This window comes from Sorangium sp. So ce381 (assembly GCF_051473845.1).
Taxonomy (GTDB): Bacteria; Myxococcota_A; Polyangia; order Polyangiales; family Polyangiaceae; genus Sorangium; species Sorangium atrum.
Genome location: NZ_CP150336.1, coordinates 2,243,590 through 2,261,966 on the forward strand (window position 1 = coordinate 2,243,590; position 18,377 = coordinate 2,261,966).

Below are 18,377 nucleotides of genomic sequence, written 5' to 3' on the forward strand. Positions count from 1 at the left end.
GCTCGGAGGCTCAGATGCCGTTGACTGGAGAGCGCAGCCGTCCCGACCCACTGAAGAGCCTCGTCGGCTTTGTGGTCGGCGACGTCCACTACGCGATCGACATCACGCGGGTCCGCGAAATCGTGAACCCGCTCGAGGTGACCACGCTGCCGCACACGCCCCCCGAGGTCGCCGGCGTCGCGAACCACCGCGGCGAGGTGGTGCCGGTCATCGAGCTCCGCGTGCGCTTCGGGCTGCCCCCGGTCGATCCGACCCGCAGCACCAAGTGGATCCTCGTCGACGTGGGGACGCACACGGTGGGGCTCGTCGTCGACGCGGTGACGGAGGTCTTCGGGACGAGCGGCGATTACCGGCCGACGCCGCCGGTGGGCGGCAGCAGCGATCTGCGCGGCATCACGGGGGTGACGACCCACGACGAGCGGATGATCTTCGTGCTCGACGTGGGGCGCTTCATCGAGCTCGCGCTCGCGCTCGCCGCGTCGGGCGCCCTCCTGGAGGCCCCGTGAGCCGCGCGTTCGACGATCTCGGCCCGTTCGAGGGCCCGCGCGCGGGCGACGCGGGCTCCTGGCCGGCCGAGCCCGAGTCCATCTCGCCCAGCGCGCGGAGCACGCCGATGCCGATCGCGGCCATCGCCGCGGCGCTCTCCGCGGACGACGCCGAGGAGCGCCGCCAGGCGGCCGCGCGGCTCGGCAGGGCCGACGTCGTCGAGGCGTTGCCGCTCCTGCTCCGCGCGCTCGGGGATCCCGACTGGCGCGTCCGCAAGGAGGCGACCTACGCCTGCCACCGGCTGATCCAGGCCGCGCCGACCTCCGCGCCGGCGCAGGCCGCCGAGGGGGAGCGGCCGGCCTCGCCCGGCGCCGGCGCCGAGGGGGAGCGGCCGTCCGCCCCGCAGCTCCTCGTCGCGGCGCTCCTCGACGCGCTCCAGAAGAGCGAGGACGTCGGCCTCAGGAACGCGGCCATCGAGGTGCTCGGCTACTGCGGGCGCGACGCCACGCCGGCGCTCGTCGACGCGCTCGGCGCGCTCGCGGGGGACGAGCGCAAGCTCGTCGTCGACGCGCTCGGCCGCACGCGCGACCCGGCGGCGCTCGACCCGCTCTACGCGGCGCTCGCCGAGCAGGACGACAACCTGCGCCAGAGCGCGATCGAGGCGATCGCCGGGATGGGGCTCATCGCGCGCGAGCGGGTGACGGACATCCTGTACGAGCGGCTCGCCGATCGGGATCGCTTCGTGCGGCTGACCGCGCTGAACGGGCTGAACGGGCTCGAGGCGCCCGTGCCGTGGCGGGTGCTCTCGTCGCTCATCGACGACCCGATCCTCCGGCCGGCGGCGCTGGTCGCCGCGGCGCTCGCGGAGAGCCCGGAGGCGCCGCGGGCGCTCTGCGGGGCGCTCGCGACGGCGCGGGGCGGCGCGTTCGCGCAGCTCGTCCGGGCGCTCGCGCGGCTCGCCGAGGGGCCGCTCGCGCCGCACGCGGTGGACGCGCTCCGGGCGGCGCCGCCCGAGGTGGGCGCCCGCCTCGTGCAGGCCGCCGGCGCCGCGCCGGGCTCGGGCGGCGCGGAGCCCCCGTCGTGGCGCGGCCTCGGCGCGGATCCGGTGAGCGGGCGCGCCCAGGCGCTCTTGCTCGCGGCGATGGCGCGCGCCCCGGGCGCGGCCGACGCCGCGGTGCAGGCCATGATCGAGCCCGCCCTCGTCGAGACGGCGCAGCGCGCGCTGGGGCTGCTCGGCGCGGAGGCGCTGCCCTCGGTGCTGTCCTACCTCGAGCGCCACATCGATCCCGACCCGGATCTCTGGGAGGGCGTCGACGACGCGACGGCCGCGCTCCTCGACGGCGCCGTGGCGATCGCGGAGCAGGGCGCGCGCGAGGGCGCGCTTTCGGGCGAGCAGCCCGCCGTCGAGGCGACGCTCGCCGAGCTGCTCGGCGCGGTGCGGCGGTCGGTCCGGAGCCCCTCGACGCTCGTGGCGACCAGCGCGCTCTACGGGCTCGCGAAGATCGGGGCCGCCGTCGACTTCCCGCTCGTCGTCTCGCAGACGCGCGCGATCTCGCTGCCGGTGGCGCGCGCGGCGGAGAGCGCGCTCGCGGGGCTCACGGAGCGCTACCCCGAGACGGCGCGCGAGCTCGCGCGCGGGCTCGCGCTGGCGGAGGACACCCACCTCGCGGCGGCGATCGTGATCGAGGCGCTCGGCGACGCGGAGCCGGAGGAGATCGCGTTCCTCACGAGCGTCGCGTCGGTGGGGGACGTGCGCGCGCGCCGGGCGGCCGTGACCGCGATCGCGGCGGCGGCGGGCGTCTCTGCGCTCGACGTGCTGAGCCTCTCCCTGGCCGACGAGGAGCGCGAGGTCCGGCTCGCCGCGGCGCGCGCGCTGGGCCGCCTGTACGCGTCGCTCCCGGACCGCGCGAGCGACGAGCGGACGCGGGCGCGCGAGCTGCTCGGGCTGGTGCGCGCGTCGGGGGAGCCCGATCTCGTCGCGGCCGCGGCGCAGGGGGGCGCGCCGTTCCGCTCGGATCCTCCCTGGGGCGACGCCGCGGAGCGGCTGAGCGCGCCCGTGGCCGTCGACGGCGGTGAGGGCGCGGCGTCCCCCTCGGGGACGGCCGGCGGGCCGCCGTCGGGGAAGGTGCTGTGAACCGGCGGCGGGACGACGAGATCCGCCTCTTGCCTGACGAGTTCCAGAGGCTGCGCGACCTGTTCAACAAGCACTGCGGGCTCCAGTTCGGGCCCGAGGCGCGCACGTCGATGGAGCGCCGGCTCCGCGAGCGGGTCGTCGAGCTCGGGCTCTCGTCGTTCGCGCAGTACCACGAGTACCTGCGCTTCCACAGCCGCGGGCGCGCCGAGCTCGACGAGGCGCTCGAGCTCATCACGGTCAACGAGACGTATTTCTTCCGCGAGGACTACCAGCTGCGCGCGCTCATGAGCGAGCTCGTTCCCATGATCGTCAAGGCGGGGGGCGCCAGGGGCCGGCTGTCCATCTGGAGCGCGGGCTGCTCGACGGGCGAGGAGGTCTACTCGATCGCGATCGCCGCGCGGGAGTCGGGCGCCGCGGAGCGCCGCGAGGTCCGCATCTTCGGCAGCGACATCTCCCGCCGCTGCGTGATCGCGGCGCGCAGGGGGGTGTACGGCGCCTCGTCGTTCCGCGCGACGCCGCCTGAGCTCAAGCGGCGCTACTTCGTGGAGCGCCCGGACGGGTTCCACGTGGCGGACGAGCTCCGGTCGCTCTGCCAGTTCGGCCACCTGAACCTGCTCGACTCGTCGCGCGCGGCGGTGGTCGGGCGCGTGGACGTCATCTTTTGCCGCAACGTCCTCATCTATCTGGACGAGGATTCGCGGCGCCGCGTGATCGACATCTTCTACGAGCGCCTCTCGTCCGGCGGCTTCCTCCTGCTGGGCCACTCCGAGTCGCTCCTCAACGTCACGACCGCGTTCGAGCTCGTGCACCTTCGGGAGGATCTCGTGTATCGCAAGCCGGCGGCCACGCTGCGTCTGGGGATCCCGGAGTTCTCGCCCGATCGGGGCGGCCCGGACCGGGGCGGCGGGGAGGAGGGCGGATGAGGTGCCGACGAAGTCGAGGCTGCGCAGGCGACGGTTGGTCCCATGGCGCTCCGGGTGGGGTAGAATGAACCTCCGGCGGAAGGTTTTGCGCTCATGACATTCGCTCCCCTGCGCGTGCTCGTCGTCGACGACTCCGCGTACAACCGGCGCAACATCGCCGAGATCTTGAGCGGAAGCGACGAGATCGAGGTCGTGGGCAAGGCCGGTGACGGCGACGACGCGCTCCGTCAGGCGGCGCAGCTCCGGCCGGACGCGATCACGCTGGATCTCGAGATGCCGCGCATGGACGGCTTCACCTTCCTCCGCATCCTGATGGCGAGGCAGCCGACGCCCGTCATCATCGTCTCGAGCTACAGCCACAAGGAGAACGTCTTCAAGGCGCTCGAGCTGGGCGCCGTCGACTTCGTGGCGAAGCCGGACCGGCAGTTCACGGCGGACGCGCAGATCCGGCGGGAGATCATCCAGAAGGTCCTGCTGGTGCGCTACCTCCGCCCCCGTTCGCCGATGCCGGCTGCGCCGGCCCCGGCGCGGGCGGCGCTGCCCGCGTCGCCGCGCGCGGTGCAGGAGTCGTCGCGGCTCGGCGTCTCGCTGCGTCACCTCGTGGCGGTCGGCTCGTCGACGGGCGGGCCCACGGCGCTCCTCGAGATCTTCAACCGGATCCCGGATCGCTTCCCCGGCGCGATCTTCATCGCGCAGCACATGCCGGACAAGTTCACCCGCACGTTCGCGGAGCGGCTCGATCGGAAGGGCGGCCTCCGGGTGGTCGAGGCGCAGAACGGCGAGCAGGTGGTGGCCCGCAAGGCCTATGTGTGCCCGGGTAGGATGTGCATGGAGATCGCGGTGACGCCGGGCAGCGGGGTCGGGTTGAGCGGCGACATCCGGATCCGGGTGGGGGCGCCGGCGCCCGGGGATCGGTACGTTCCGAGCGCGGACCGGCTGTTCCGGAGCGTGGCGCAGGTGGGCGGCAGCCGCGCGGTGGGCATCATCCTGACGGGGATGGGCGATGACGGGGTGAACGGCGCGCGGGCGGTCCGCGCGGCCGGGGGCACGGTGGTGGCCGAGAGCGAGGACTCCGCGGTGGTCTACGGCATGCCCGGGGCCGCGGTGCGGGCCGGGGTCGTGAACGAGAGCCTCCCCTTCACGGCGATCGGCGATTTCATCGCGCTGCTCTCCTGAGGTGAGCTGGGTCTCAGCGGGCAGCCAAAGTTGACCCCTCGGGCGCATCGTGAGACAGGTCGGTCCCTGACATGCGGATCCGACGCGCCGCACGCAGGCTTGTATGTCTTGGCTGGTTGGCCGCCCTCTCGGGCGTCGCTTTCGACGGCCTTGCGGCGCCTCCTTCGGAGGTAGCGGCGCCTGCGGCCGGTGCGAAAGCGGAGCCCGCGAAGGCGGAGCCCGCGAAGGCCGACGCGAAGAAGGCGGAGCCGGCGAAGGCCGACGCGGCGAAAGCTGAGCCCGCGAAGGCGGAGCCGGCGAAAGCTGAGCCCGCGAAGGCGGAGCCGGCGAAGGCCGACGCGAAGAAGGATGGGTCGGCCGAGGGCAAGGCGGAGCCGGCGAAGGCCGACGCGAAGAAGGATGGATCGGCCGAGGGCAAGGCGGAGAAGCCTGCGCCGGTCAGGGTGGCGGCGGTGTCTGGCGGGAAGGGCGGCGCGAAGAGCGCGGCCAAGGCGCCGGCGAAGGCCGCTGGGAAATCGAAGCCGTCCAAGAAGGGCGCGGCGAAGATCACGCGCAAGCCGGGGGAGCCCGGCGTGCCGGACGAGGCGGCGCGGCGGGTCATCGCGGGCACCGCGACGCCGGCGGGGACGAGCACCGGCGAGTCGCCCGAGCTCCGCACGCTGCGCGCGATCGACCTGGCGCTGTTCCCCGGCGCGGCCCCGAGCGCCGGGCCCGCGTGGCCGGTCGACGGCACGCTCCTGCTCGGCGCGGGCGAGCCGCGCCTCGAGGTCTCCGGCCTGCCGCCTGCAGGCCTGCCCGCCCCGCCGGCGGAGGCGGCGGAGACCCGCGACATCTCCTGGCTGCGTCAGCTCGAGCTGCCCGAGATCCCGGTCCGCTGGGATGGCCGGGTGGTGCGTTACCTCGAGTACTACAAGGACGACCCGCGCGGCCGCTCCGCCGTGGTCACGTGGATCAAGAAGAGCGGCCGCTACGGCGCCGCCATCCGCCGCATCCTCCGCGAGCAGGGGCTTCCGGAGGATCTCCTCTGGCTCTCGCTCGTCGAGAGCGGCTTCGACCCGACCATCCAGTCCCCGGCCGGCGCGGCCGGCCTCTGGCAGTTCATGCCGGAGGGGGCGCGCATCTATGGCCTCACCGTCGACCGCTGGGTCGACGAGCGCCTAGATCCAGAACGATCCACCCTGGCGGCGGCGCGGTACCTCACGGATCTCCGGCGGCGTTTCGGCGGCTGGGAGCTCGCGTTCGCGGCGTACAACATGGGGTACGGCGGGCTGCTCGCGTCGATCCGGAAGTACAACACGAACGACTTCTGGGAGCTGTCGCGGCTCGAGGCGGGGATGCCGCTCGAGACGGCGCTCTATGTGCCGAAGATCCTCGCGATCGCGATCGTGGCGCGGAACCCGTCGGTGTTCGGCTGCGACGACGTGGAGCTCGATCCGGCGGTGACGTTCGACAAGATCTCGCTCGGCTCCGGGGTGTCGCTGCAGGCGGTGGCGGCGGCGTCGGGCGCGGGGGCGCCGGAGATCGAGGCGCTCAACCCGCAGCTCGTGGCGAAGCGCACGCCGCCGTCGCCGGTGGACGCGAAGGAGCAGGCGCGCTGGGAGGTCCGGGTGCCTGCGGGGGCGGGGGCGCGCGCGGCGAAGTCGATGCCGAAGCTCCTGGAGCGCGAGCCGAAGCTGGAGCGCTACCTCGTCCGCTGGGGCGAGTCGCTCGACGACATCGCGACGTTCCGGCGGACGACGCGGTGGACGCTGCAGACGCTGAACGGCCTGCGGCCTGGCGAGCCGGTGCGCCCCGGGGCGCTGCTGTTCGTCCCGGCGGCGGAGGGCGTCGGGGCGGCGGCGGCCGAGCACCTGCTCGCGAGCGGCGCGCCACTGTCGTCGGAGGGGAAGCCGGTCGTGGTGGTCCCGGCGCAGCGTTTCTCCTACGAGGGGCGCCGGCGGGTGTTCTACCGGGTGGTCGCGGGCGACGCGCTGCGGGATCTGGCGGCGGTGCTCTCGGTGACGCCCGACGAGATCTGCCGCTGGAACACGCTGGCGCCCGGGGCGTCGCTCCATGAGGGGATGACGCTCCAGCTGTTCGTCCCGAGGTCGCAGCGCAACGACGGCGTGTTCTTGCTCGACGAGGGCGACGCGCGCGTCATGGAGGTCGGCTCGGAGGAGTTCTTCGCGCACTTCGAGGGGCTGAAGGGGCGGAAGCGCATCGAGATCGCGGTGCGGGAGGGGGATTCGTTCAGCAAGCTGGCGAGCCGGTACGGCCTCAGCGTCGGCAGCCTGGAGCGGATCAACCAGCGCTCGAGGCGGAGCCCGCTGATGCCCGGAGATCGGCTGGTGGTGTACGTGCCGACCTCGCATCCGGACGACCCGGCGCCGGTCGAGCCGCGCGAGGAGGAGGTCCGCGTGGCGTCGGCGCCGGCCGCGGGCGCGGTGGACGACGGCGACAAGGCGGCGGCCGAGCCGGTGAAGCCGGCGGTGCTCGTGACGCCCGTCGAGGCGGGCGCGGGCGAGAAGAAGCCGGCGGCGGGCGGAGCGGACGACAAGAAGCCCGCGGGGCGTGCCGCCGCGGAGCAGCCGGCGGGGCGCGCCAGGGGAGCGCAGGACAAGGAGAAGCCCGCGGCTGGCGCTGGCACCGCGCTGTGAGGGCCGGGTGAGCTAGAGCGACAAACGGGTTGAAACCACGAGAAAGAGCAGGAATTTCACAGGGAGGCGGGGAGGCGGGGAGCGAGAGACGACAAGAGGGAGAAATTCTTTTTTTTCTTCCTCCCCGCCTCCCCGCCTCCCTGTGAAAATTCTCCGGGTTTCAACGTGATCGCTGTTCTAGGGCTTCCAGGGGGTGAGACCCCTGCGTCGCGCTCTCAGGTCTTGCCAGAGGGCGTCGCCCCGGTCTCGTCTCGCCCGTGGACGCCGGCGGGCGGGCTCGTCGCCTCCACGGCGGTGAACGGTTCGATGATCTTGTAGGAGTGCGACGCCCCTCTGGGGACCGTCCAGGAGTCGCCCGGCTCGAGGCGCACCATTTGCCCCTCGATGAGCAGCTCGGCCCGTCCAGCGATGACGAACCCTACGGTCTCGTAATCCCGCGCGGTCGGCTGTTTGGCGTCGCCTGGCGGCTCGTGTTCCCAGAGCCGCATCGAGACCTGGATCCCGGAGGCCAGGTATTTTTGTCCCATCTGGCCTCTCGGAGAGCGGCCGGAGGAGACCTTCATGATGGTTGTGTCGCTCATGTGCGCCTCGCTTTCCTCCACGAGTGATTCCCCGGGTTTGGCGACGAGCGTGGGTCCGCGCCTGGCTGGAGCGAATCGGGCCTCTCCCTCTTTCCTCGTCGGTGTTCTTCGTGCGTTCGTCTTCGCAGGGAACGTATCGCGCCAGGGAGAACTGCTGTAGGATGCCCCGCTCAGGAGGCTGTCCCGTGGACCTGGGGACCGGATGTCACGTCGCACGGGCGCGGGTGGATGACGGATCGCGCGGCGCGAGCGCTGGGCGGTGGGGGCGTCGTGGGGGCGCCGGTGCTCGCCTCGCTCTGCTGGTCGCGGCCGTCCGTGCGCGCTCCGTGATGGGGGGGCGTGCCGCGCTTCCGGAAAGCCGATGATGCCCTCGCCGAAGAGCTCGACATTGCTCGCGTCCGGTGTGCTGATCGACAAGAAGTACCGGCTCCTGCGCCAGATCGGCGAGGGGGCGATGGGCGTCGTCTGGGCGGCGGTGAACGTGGCGACCGCCCGCGAGGTGGCGCTGAAGCTGATCCACCGGCCGGAGACCGAGTTCCGGCTGCGGCTGCAGCGCGAGGCGCGCAACAGCGGGGCGCTGCGGCACCGGAACGTCATCGACATCTACGACATGGGGGAGACCGAGGCCGGGGAGCCGTTCCTGGTGATGCAGCTGCTCACGGGGGAGACCGTGGCCGAGCTGCTCGCGCGGCGGCGTCGGCTCGACCCGCCCGTGGCGGCGTCGATCGGGCGAGACGTGGCGAGGGGGCTCGCGGCGGCGCACGCGATGCACATCATCCACCGCGATCTGAAGCCGGCGAACATCTTCCTGCACCGCGAGCCGGACATGGACGAGCCGGTGGTGAAGGTGCTCGATTTCGGGGTCGCCAAGAACCTCTCGGTCAACGACGGCCTGCACACGGTGCAGGGCGGCGCGGTGGGGTCGCCCCTCTACATGAGCCCGGAGCAGGTGAGGGCCGAGCCGAACGTCGATCACCGGGCCGACATCTGGGCGCTCGGCGTGGTGTTGTTCGAGATGCTGACGGGCATGCGCCCGTTCCAGGGGGACGCGCAGGCGGTGTTCATGGGGATCTTGACCGGCGAGATCCCCACCGTGTCCAAGTACCTGAGGCGGGTGGACCAGGGGCTCGTCGACCTGATCGCCCGCTGCATGCGCAGGGATCGCGCGGAGCGGATCGGCTCTGCGGCGGAGGTCGCGGCGCTGCTCGATCGGTACGCGGAGCGCGGCGTGGGCTCGGGCAGGGACGCGGCGCTGCGGCAGGCGTCGCCGGAGGGGAGGGAGGCGCCCCCGGACGAGGACGTGGACGCCGGCTGGCAGGAGTCGCAAGGCGGCACGGTGGCGCTCGCGGCGCAACCCGGGTCGGCGCTCGCGGCGCAGCCTGCGTCGATGGCGCAACCCGGGTCGGTGGCGCAACCGGGCTCGGCGCTCGCGGCGCAGCCTGCGTCGATGGCGCAACCCGGGTCGGTCGTGAACCGGCAGGGGAGCGTCGAGGTGGGCGCGGGAGCGCTGCCGCTGGCGCTGCTCGGTGGGGGGCCGCGGGCCCCGCTCCCGGTGCAGGAGTCGCCTGAGGCGCACAGGTCGCCGTCGCTGGGGCCGGGGCAGGTGGCTGCGGGGCCAGCGTCGGGCATGAGCCGCGTGCCGGATGGGGGGCCGGCGTCGGGAGCCGGCCATGCGGCGGGCGCGGTTCCTCGGCGTCCGGGCAGCTCGGGCCAGCACCTGGCCGCGGCGTCCGTGGTGCGCGCCTCGCGGGAAGAGGACGTGGCGACCTTGCCCCTCACGCGGCAGAACGCGGATGCGGCTGGGCCCGCGGGGCCGCGCCCTGGGTCGGGGGCGTATCCGGCGGCGGGGCCTGCCGCCGCTGCGCCGCGGACGTCGTCGTCGGTGGCGGCGTTTGCAGCGCCGGAGCCGTCCCAGGCGAGCGCGGCGCAAGCCGCTCCGGCGCAGCCTGCGCCCGTGGCGGCGCCGCAGCAGGGCTCCTGGGCGATGACGGTGCGCATGAACGCGCCGCCGATGCCCGAGGGAGGGGCGTTGCCGGGCGGCCTCGGCCCTGCTGGCGCGCTGCCGCCGGGAGGCATCGCCGCGCAGCCGAGCTGGAGCTCGGCGCCGGCCGCGAGGCTCGGCCCGGAAGCGGGCGCGAGCGCCTCGGACTCCAGGCCGGGCGCGGCCACGGCAACGGGCGCGCCGCGGCAAGCGGGAAGCTCGTCGACGACCCCGCTCGTCTCGAACCACCCGTCGGTCCACCAGGTCGGGGTGCACCAGGCCCAGGACGCTCACGAGCGGGCCCCGCACGGTGAGGAACCGAGGCGCAAGCGTACGGCCGCGACGCTCGCGATCGTGGCTGCCGCGCTGTCGCTGATCGTCGTGGGGATGCTCATCTCGCTGAGGTCGCCGGAGACATCGTCGGCCGCGCCGGAAGTGTCCGGGAGCGCGATGCCGTCGTTGGACCGCGCCGGAGACACGGTCGCCGCGCCGGAGCGCGGGGAAGCGCCGCCGCGGAACGCAGAGCCGTCGGCGCAGGAGCCCTCGGCGCCATCCGCGGAGGCGCCGCCGGGCTCCTCGGCGTTGGCGCCGCCCGTGCCGTCGGCGCCGAGCGCCCTTCCGGCGAGCAGCGCAGCCCCTGCGGCGGCGCCAGGCGGCGGAGTGGGCGCGGCGCAGGGGACGGCGAGCGGCGCGAAGCCGGGCAGCTCGACGCTCGGGGCGCTTCCCGTGACATCGCAGCCTGCGACATCGCAGCCCGCGACATCGCAACCCGCGAAGGCTGCGCCGTCCCCGTCCCCGGCCTCGTGCGCTCATCTCAGGTTCTTGGCGAAGAAGCAGTGCGAGGCGAAGCTCAAGAAATAGACTCGACCTCTCCGCGGCGCGGGCCGCCCCTCCCGAGGTGGCGCCACGGTCGCGCCGCGATTCCCGGGCAGCGGCGAGGCGGCGACGATCACGCGCGCTGAGCGCGCGTCCACAGCGGAGGCGTCGGAGCGGTTTGGCGCTCTGCGAGCCCGGCCAGCGGCTTTTCTTGACGGTGCGCTGCCTCACCTGCGACACTTCTTCCCAGGCACCGTCGACCTGCTGCCACGTCCGTCCTCCAGCGAGACCACCCCATGCAGTCCCCTTCGGTTCCTGCCGCGCCGCCGCCAGGTGCGCTCATTTGCGGCAAGTACCGCCTTCTCCGGCGGATCGGCGAAGGGGCGATGGGCGTCGTCTGGGCAGCGCACAACGAGGCTACCTCTCGCGAGGTCGCGCTCAAGCTGCTGGTGCGGCCCGACCCGGAGCTCCGCGTCCGGCTGCTGCGGGAGGCGCGCGCCTGCGGCGCCGTGAGCCACCGCAACATCGTCGATATCTACGATGCTGCCGAGACGGAGAACGGCGACCCGTTCCTCGTCATGCCCCTGCTCTCCGGAGAGACGCTCTCGTCCTTGCTCAAGCGCAAGCGCAAGCTGGAGATCCACGATGCCTCGCGCATCGCTCGGGACATCGCGCGCGGCCTCTCCGCCGCGCACGAGCGGGGCATCATCCACCGCGATCTGAAGCCGTCCAACATCTTTCTCCACACCGAGCCTGGCGACAGCGATGCCACCGTCAAGATACTCGACTTCGGCGTGAGCAAGTTCCTCGCGGGTCCTCAACAGGCGAGGACCGCGACAGGCATCCTCATCGGCTCGCCGGCGTACATGAGCCCGGAGCAGGTGCGGGCGCAGAGCGATATCGACACGCGCGCGGACCTCTGGGCGCTCGGCGTCGTGATGTTCGAGATGCTCACGAGCAGGCGGCCGATCCAGGGCAAGGCGCATGAGCTCCTGAGAAACGTGCTGTATGGCGACATCCCGACGGTGTCGCAGTCCGTCTGGCAGATCGATCCCGGCCTCGATGCCCTGGTGACGCAGTGTCTCCAGCGCGATCGCGAGAAGAGACCGCGCTCGGCGGCCGAGGTCGCGGCGGCGCTCGAGCCGTTCGTCACGCCGCCGGCGCCGCAGCGCGTGCCCTCGAGGCCGGGGTCGTCGCCGGACCTGCGGCACGAGATCCCGCAGCAGCTCGGGCGAGGGTCGTGGGGTGGGGCTGCTCCTGGGCGCTCGCCGACGCCGGCGACCGGGACGCCGCTCCCGGCGTCCATGGCGCATCTGCAGGCCCTGCAGGGACACCCGAACACGCCGGTGTCGGGGCCTCGAGGGGCGATCGCGGCGCCGGCGCAGCCGGCGGTGGTCCCGTGGCCGGCGCGGCCGGCGGCGGGCGCGTGGCCGGAGCAGCCGGCGGCGGGCGGGGGCATGGCGACACCGGGGCAACCGGGGCATCGGGAGCGGATGCCGAGCAATCCTCTGCTGGGGGACCGCGGGACGCTCAAGATGTCACCGGAGCAGGCGGCCGCCTATCGATCCGCGGCCAGCGCGTCAGCGGCTAGCGCGTCGCTGGCGCGTCCGGGCGCTCCCCTCGAGCAGGCGCTGTCGCTCGGCGGCACGGTGCCGCTCGATCCGCTCCGCGAGCTGAAGAGGCCGCCTCCTGTGCCCGCCCGCTCGCCTGTCGTGTGGATCGCGATGGCCGTGGTCGCGGCGGCGATCCTCCTGGGGATCGGCATGGCCGCGGGATATCTCTTGCGGCGCGGTGAGGTGGAGCTCCCGAGGGACCCCGGCGGAGAGCGTGCTACCTTCCGCGCCGCCCTCTCGTTTGCGATAGGTAAAGCGACCTCGCCCATCGCGGCGATACGCCTCGACCCACCCTGCTGAGCTCGATGTCCACCTCCTTCACGCAGATCGCTGCCGGCCTGGTGATTGCCGAGAAGTACAAGCTGGTGCGGCGGCTGGGAGAGGGATCCATGGGCGTCGTGTGGGCGGCGCTCAACCTGTCCACCTCGCGTGAGGTGGCGTTGAAGCTGATTCACCGCCCGGATCCCGAGCTCCGGAGGCGCCTGCAGCGCGAAGGGCGCAATGGCGGGGCGCTGCGGCACCGCAATGTCATCGACATGTATGACATGGGGGAGACCGAGTTCGGCGAGCCCTTCCTGGTGATGCAGCTGCTCACCGGAGAGACGCTCGCGGACCTGCTCGTGCGCAGGCGGCGGCTCGACGCGGACGTGGCGGCGTCGATCGGGCGAGACGTGGCGAGGGGGCTCGCGGCGGTGCACGCGCTGCACATCGTCCACCGCGATCTGAAGCCGGCGAACATCTTCCTGCACCGCGAGGCCGACGCGGACGAGCCGGTGGTGAAGGTGCTCGATTTCGGGGTCGCGAAGAACCTCGCCGTGAATGACGGCATCCGCACGGCGACGGGCGGCGCGGTGGGATCGCCGCTCTACATGAGCCCGGAGCAGGTGAGGGCCGAGCCGAACGTCGATCACCGGGCCGATATCTGGTCGCTCGGCGTGGTGATGTTCGAGATGCTGACGGGCATGCGGCCGTTCCAGGGGGACGCGAGGGCGGTCTTCACCGGCATCCTGACGGGGGAGGTGCCCAAGGTCTCCCGGTACGTGCGGCGGGTGGACCCGGGGCTCGTGGAGCTCGTGGCGCGGTGCATGGCGCGCCACCGGGACGAGCGGATCGGATCGGCGGCGGAGGTGGCGGACCTCCTCGAGGGGTACACGGCTGCGGGCGCGAGGGCGGGATTTGCCGTCGGGGGCGGGGGTGGGGGGCAGATGGCGGCCATGGAGGCGCACGCATTTCCCGGCGCGGCGGCGTCAGGGGCGCCGGTGTCACCGATGGCGAGCGGGGTGCCGCCGGCGGGGGTGCCGGTGCCGCCGATGGCGAGCGGAGCGCCGGTGTCTCCGATGGCAAGCGGGGCGCCGGTGTCGCCGATGGCGAGCGGGGCGCCGGTGTCGTCGATGGCGAGCGGGGCGGCGGTGTCGCCGATGGCGAGCGGGCCGCCGGAGCGGGAGTGGAACGCCGAGCTGACCCAGAGGCTCGAGCCGGAGGCCATGGCGAGCGCCGAGGCAGCGCTGGGCGCGTCGCCCGCGTGGGGCCGCGGCGAGCCGGGGAAATCGACGACCGCGCCGCTCGTGTCCGGCCCTCAGGCAGGCCGAGGCGCGCAGCCGTCGCCCTGGGCAGCGCGCGCCACGCCGGTGCCTCTGCAGGCGCCGCGGACGCCGCCGCGGCGGCAGGGAGGCTGGAAGCGCCTTCCTGGCCCGGCCATCGCGGCGCTCGCCGCCGGCGCGGCTGGTCTGGTCGGCGCAGCGCTCTTCGTCGTGTTGCGCTCGCCAGCGCCGCCCGAGAACGCAGCCGGGATCGAGACGATGCCGGAGGCCGGGCTCGAGAGCGCCGCGAGCGCGGAAAGGCCGCCGGACCCGCCGCCTCCGCCGGCGACCGCTGCGCCGCAGGCTTCGGCGGCGGCTGAGCCGCCCAGCGTGGATGAGCCGGTGGATGCCGGTGGGGCGAACAGCGCGCCGGACGCGGGGCCGGAGGGCGTGGAGCCGGCGTCTGTGGAGCGGAGTCAGCCGGCGGTGGAGGCGCCGAATCCGCCGGCGGCGGTGTCGGCGGTCGCGGCGTCGCCGCCTGCTGCGGCGCCTGCGCCGGCGCGGTCGGTCGTCGCGGCGCAGCCCCGGATTCAGCCTCCGGCGCAGCCTGCGCCTGCAGCGTCGCGGCCTGCACAGCCACCGGCGGTCCGGCGGCAACCCGCGGATCCGTGTGCGGGCAAGACAGGGTTCATGCGGGCGAACTGCCTGCGGGACCAGGCGAAGAAGAAGGATCCCTACGCTCCCTGAGCGGGGGAGCCAGGCTGGACGTCCATGGTGCCCAGAAGGGCACGGAGGTGCATCGCCTGCGGCCGGAGGCCGCGCCGATCAAGCAGATCCGCGAGCGCCGTCACCACCTCGCGAAAGGTGCTCGCGCGGCGCGCCGGTTCATCCGCGGCCGTGCCCGCGTCGATGGCCCTGCGCCATGCCTGAATTGCGTCGGCTTCGGCGCCGCGGTGCTGATGGCATAGGCCCTCCATCCGCAGCGCCTCGATGCGGAGCTGGACGATCTCCCCGCGCTCGGCCAGCAAGGCTGCCTCGGCGTACGCGCGGGCCGCGCGCACGAAGTCGCTCGCCATCCATCCCACGCCCGCCTCGCCGAGCTTGGCCTGGCACGCCACGCTCCACAGCTGCTCCTGCGCGGCGAGCAACGCCGCCTGGCCGTAGGTAGCCTGCGCCATGGGGCGGGCGCCTGCAGCCAGGTAGGCGCCGCCGAGAGCGAACGTCGCCCCGGCCTCCTGGGCCGCGAGGCCCTCGCCGTGGCACAGGTCGCGAGCGCGGCGATAGGCCTCGGCCGCCGCCTTGAAGTCGTTCTTTGCGGCGGCGCGCGCGCCCTCCAGGAAGCACGCCTGGAGGGCGGCAGCCGTCTCGGCCACAGGCATCTTACGGCCGGTCGCCTGCTCGAAGTCCGCGCGCTGCTGCGGGCTCAGGGCTGGCCCGGGGGCGACCAAGGGGCCTTCCGACTTCCGGTCCGACTGCTGTTCGACGAAATCGAAGAGCTCATCGAGATCGAACGAGAATCGCGCGCCCTCCGGCCCGAGCACGCTCGAGAGCGGGCCCCCTTCGGGGTCGAGCACGGCGATGCGCAAGGAGGGCGGCCTCGCTACCCGAGACAATCGCTCGATCGACCCGCGCCATGCAGATGTGTTGGCGATCGATCTCGGGAGCAGGGCGACGAGCGCTCCGTCCAGGCGTGACGACAGTCGCTCGGATGCAGCGGTGAGCACAGCGATCGCGTGAGCTTCGGGCGAGAGCGCGAGGACGCGGGCGGGCGGCGAGAGGCGCGGGAGCGTGACGCCCTCGTCGGCGACACCTCTGCGGACGAGCTCGTAGTCGGTCGAGATGCGATCGCACAGCCCCGCGAAGTAGGGCTCGGTGGCTTCGAACGGGGCGTCGTACACGAAGAGAGGTCTCCGGTTGGACGGGTCGTACTCGCCGAGGCGCATCGCCTTGACCACGTGGCCCCGGTCGCCGGAGCTGGCGACGAGCCTCGCGATGCGGTCCGGGCGTTGCTTCCAGAGGCGAGCGAGGTCGCGCAGGAAGCGTCTCGTCGCGACGGTGATCGGGTCCATGGCTCGCCTCAGTTCAGCTTGATGACGCCGCCGGTGACATCGACGCTGCCGCCGGAAATCTTGACCGCTGCGCCCGAGATCTCCACGCCCGCGCCGCTCAGCTTGATGGAGGCGCCGCCACCCGAGATGACCACCTCGCCCGTGGCGGTGACGTAGACAACTGGCGCGCTGAGGGCCGCCTGCGCGCCGCCGGCGAGGGTGAGGTTGACGCCGGCGCTCACGGTCGCGTTGACGCCCACGTTCTCGTCCATCGTCAGCGCGCCGACCCGCGACACCGGTCCGGTCACGGTGTGGCTCATTGGGCCGGTGACCGTGAGGGAGAGGGGCCCCGTCACCGTTTCGACGCTGGGACCGACGATGTTGACCGTCTTCGCGCCGATGACGTTTTCCTCCACGGTGCCCATCACCGTGTCGCTCCGATGGCCGGTGACGTGAATGGACTGGTTGGCGCCGACGGTCAGCGAGTCGCTGACGCCGACCGTCACGGAGCGTGCCACCCCGATGCTCTCGGTCTGCGCGATGCCCACATTGACCATCTGGCTCACGCCCACCGAGAGGCTCTGATGGACGCCCACCCCGATCGTCTGGAGCGTGCCCACGGAGACGTTCTGGATCTGGCCGATGGAGACGCTCTCCGTGACCCCGACGGTCTCCGTGTTGTTCAGCCCGACGGAGCTCGTACGATTGCTGCCGGTGGACTCGGCGCGGTCGACGCCGACGCTCGACGTGCTGTTGTTGGTGATAGACTCGCTCCGATCGTGGCCGACCTCGGCATTGTAGTCCTTGCCGGCGTGCAGCTTGACCTGCTCATGCCCGGCCGCGTCGTCGAACGAGAGCTCGTTGTGAACGCCGCCGCCCGGGCTGGACGTCGACTTGAAGGTGCTGACGGTGGGCGCGCCGTTGCCTGACGCGGGCGGCCGGTTCTTGCCGTTGTACACGCGCCCGGTCACCATGGGCCGATCGGGGTCGCCGTCGAGGAACTCGACGACCACCTCGGTCCCGACGCGGGGGTGCCATACGCCGCCCTCGCCGGCGCCGGCGAACATCTGGCTGACGCGCAGCCAGCACGACGAGGGCTCCTTGGCGTGGCGCTCGGCCTCGAGGTCCCAGTGGAACTTGACGCGCACGCAGCCGATCTCGGCGCCAGGGGGGCCGCCGACGTGGATCTCGGCCCCCTTCGTGGACGGCTCTGCGGTGACGAACGCCGTTTGCGAGCCGGCGATGCGCGGCTTGGGCGTGGCGCGCGCCGGCCGGAAGCCTGATTCCGCGGGGGAGCCGCTCTTGCCGCGGCGCGCGCACTCGATCCGGGCGGAGTACGGGACACCCGAGAGCGCCACCGGCGAGCCTGGCGGCAGCTCCCCGAGCGACTCGCCGCGGACGTCGACCGAGGTGGCGAGGTACTCGCCGTCATAGCGGTTCTCGGGGTGCTCCACGCCGAGCACGGCGCCCGCGGAAAGCACGCGGCTCGTGGACGAGAGCAGCGCATACCGCGCCTCGCTCTGCAATCGGCCGAGGCGAGCGCCGGCGAGCGGCTTCCCCTGGTCCGGCGCGTCCGGATAGAGGCCGGGGTAGGTCGACTCAAAGAGGTCGCTCCCGGCGCCTTTCGATGGGACGTCGACCGCCATGCTGAGGACCGGCTTCTTCCAGTTGTAATCGGTGTGCGACACCTTGGACGCGCGCAGGCGGCGTCCGAGCTGGATGGAGGTGAGCGCGCGGCCGAGCAGGTCGGGGCCGAGCCGCAGAGGTGGGGTTGGTCGCAGGGCGCCGCCGTCGGTATCGGAGAGGACGAGCAGGCAGGTCGACTCGCTGTTCTCGAAGTGGTAGCGGAGGCCCTCTTCTTCGAGCAGGCGAGACAGGAACGCCAGGTCGCTCTCGTTGTACTGGACGCAGTAAGGTCGGGTCGAGACATCCGTGATGCGGCGGAGGTCGCGGACGCGGAGGGCGAACTGCTCCGCCGCGGGGGCGAAGGGGGCGTCGAGGGAGTCGCCCGGCTGGAACGGGGTGTCGCCCGCGGACATCAGGGGTTCGCCGAGGAGGACGGCTTCGAGGATCTGTCGCGTCGTCTTCTCGAGGAAGATGCGGCTGCGCGTCCGGTGCGCCATGCGGACGAGCGGTGGCTCCAGCGTGACCTGGTAGAGCATGCCGTACGGCACCGGGCCGATCTCCTCCGCCTCGGTGATCACGCCGTGCACGTACCGGACGAGCGGCTCTGTGTGGGTGAGGATCCGGAGGGTGGCGCGCTGGCCGACGATGTCGTCGGGATCCACCGGCTCGGAGGGCTCGCGGGCGTAGAGGACGAGCGTGTAGCGATAGAGCGCCGAGATCGCCTCGCGGCCGGAGAAGGCCACCACGCGGAGGTGGGAGAAGGGTCCGGTGGCTGATTCGAAGGCAAAGGCGAAGTCGGTGGTCATGGTATCTTCAAATTTGCTGGTGTTACAGGTA

11 protein-coding genes are annotated in these 18,377 nt (G+C 73.0%); 8 read left to right on the forward strand and 3 right to left on the reverse strand.

Annotated features, from left to right (window positions below; all coding sequences use genetic code 11):
- The first annotated feature begins 14 nt into the window (after positions 1-14).
- The 5 genes from WMF29_RS08565 to WMF29_RS08585 all read left to right on the forward strand — a co-directional run bounded on the left by WMF29_RS08565 (position 15) and on the right by WMF29_RS08585 (position 7,355).
- Entirely contained in the window at positions 15-506 is a 492-nt protein-coding gene (locus WMF29_RS08565) for a chemotaxis protein CheW (protein ID WP_437328373.1), read from the forward strand.
- Positions 503-2,620: a HEAT repeat domain-containing protein gene (locus tag WMF29_RS08570; protein WP_437328374.1), complete on the forward strand. Its 2,118-nt coding sequence runs from the start codon at positions 503-505 to the stop codon at positions 2,618-2,620. Before WMF29_RS08565 ends, WMF29_RS08570 begins: the two co-directional genes overlap by 4 nt.
- A complete protein-coding gene (locus WMF29_RS08575) occupies positions 2,617-3,543 on the forward strand; it encodes a CheR family methyltransferase (RefSeq protein WP_437328375.1) in 927 nt (308 codons plus the stop codon). Before WMF29_RS08570 ends, WMF29_RS08575 begins: the two co-directional genes overlap by 4 nt.
- A gap of 93 nt (positions 3,544-3,636) precedes the next feature.
- The gene (cheB, locus tag WMF29_RS08580; RefSeq protein WP_437328376.1) at positions 3,637-4,719 is read left to right on the forward strand and encodes a chemotaxis-specific protein-glutamate methyltransferase CheB; all 1,083 of its coding nucleotides are present in this window, start codon (positions 3,637-3,639) and stop codon (positions 4,717-4,719) included.
- A 116-nt stretch (positions 4,720-4,835) separates the two neighbouring features.
- Complete coding sequence (locus tag WMF29_RS08585) at positions 4,836-7,355, forward strand: transglycosylase SLT domain-containing protein (RefSeq protein ID WP_437328377.1); 2,520 nt, start codon at positions 4,836-4,838, stop codon at positions 7,353-7,355.
- Positions 7,356-7,570: 215 nt separating this feature from the next.
- Here the strand turns inward: WMF29_RS08585 and WMF29_RS08590 are convergent, their stop codons facing one another.
- Complete coding sequence (locus tag WMF29_RS08590; protein WP_437328378.1) at positions 7,571-7,936, reverse strand: cupin domain-containing protein; 366 nt, start codon at positions 7,934-7,936, stop codon at positions 7,571-7,573.
- 361 nt (positions 7,937-8,297) lie between these two features.
- On the opposite strand from WMF29_RS08590, the gene WMF29_RS08595 reads away from it, so the two are divergent.
- From WMF29_RS08595 to WMF29_RS08605, 3 genes are all read left to right on the forward strand, one after another.
- Positions 8,298-10,778 carry a protein kinase domain-containing protein gene (locus tag WMF29_RS08595; RefSeq protein WP_437328379.1) on the forward strand — a complete coding sequence of 827 codons (2,481 nt, stop codon included), beginning with the start codon at positions 8,298-8,300 and terminating at the stop codon, positions 10,776-10,778.
- A 251-nt stretch (positions 10,779-11,029) separates the two neighbouring features.
- Positions 11,030-12,646, forward strand: coding sequence for a protein kinase domain-containing protein (locus tag WMF29_RS08600; protein WP_437328380.1), 1,617 nt, complete (start codon positions 11,030-11,032; stop codon positions 12,644-12,646).
- Positions 12,647-12,651: 5 nt separating this feature from the next.
- The gene (locus tag WMF29_RS08605; RefSeq protein WP_437328381.1) at positions 12,652-14,613 is read left to right on the forward strand and encodes a protein kinase domain-containing protein; all 1,962 of its coding nucleotides are present in this window, start codon (positions 12,652-12,654) and stop codon (positions 14,611-14,613) included.
- Here WMF29_RS08605 and WMF29_RS08610 read toward each other — a convergent pair.
- On the reverse strand, positions 14,601-15,935 hold the full coding sequence (locus tag WMF29_RS08610; RefSeq protein ID WP_437328382.1) for a hypothetical protein: 1,335 nt from the start codon (positions 15,933-15,935) through the stop codon (positions 14,601-14,603). The two genes, WMF29_RS08605 and WMF29_RS08610, sit on opposite strands and share 13 nt — an antisense overlap.
- Positions 15,936-15,943: 8 nt before the next feature.
- Positions 15,944-18,346 (reverse strand): type VI secretion system Vgr family protein, encoded by a 2,403-nt coding sequence (locus WMF29_RS08615; RefSeq protein ID WP_437328383.1) that lies wholly within the window; start codon positions 18,344-18,346, stop codon positions 15,944-15,946.
- Positions 18,347-18,377: the final 31 nt, after the last annotated feature.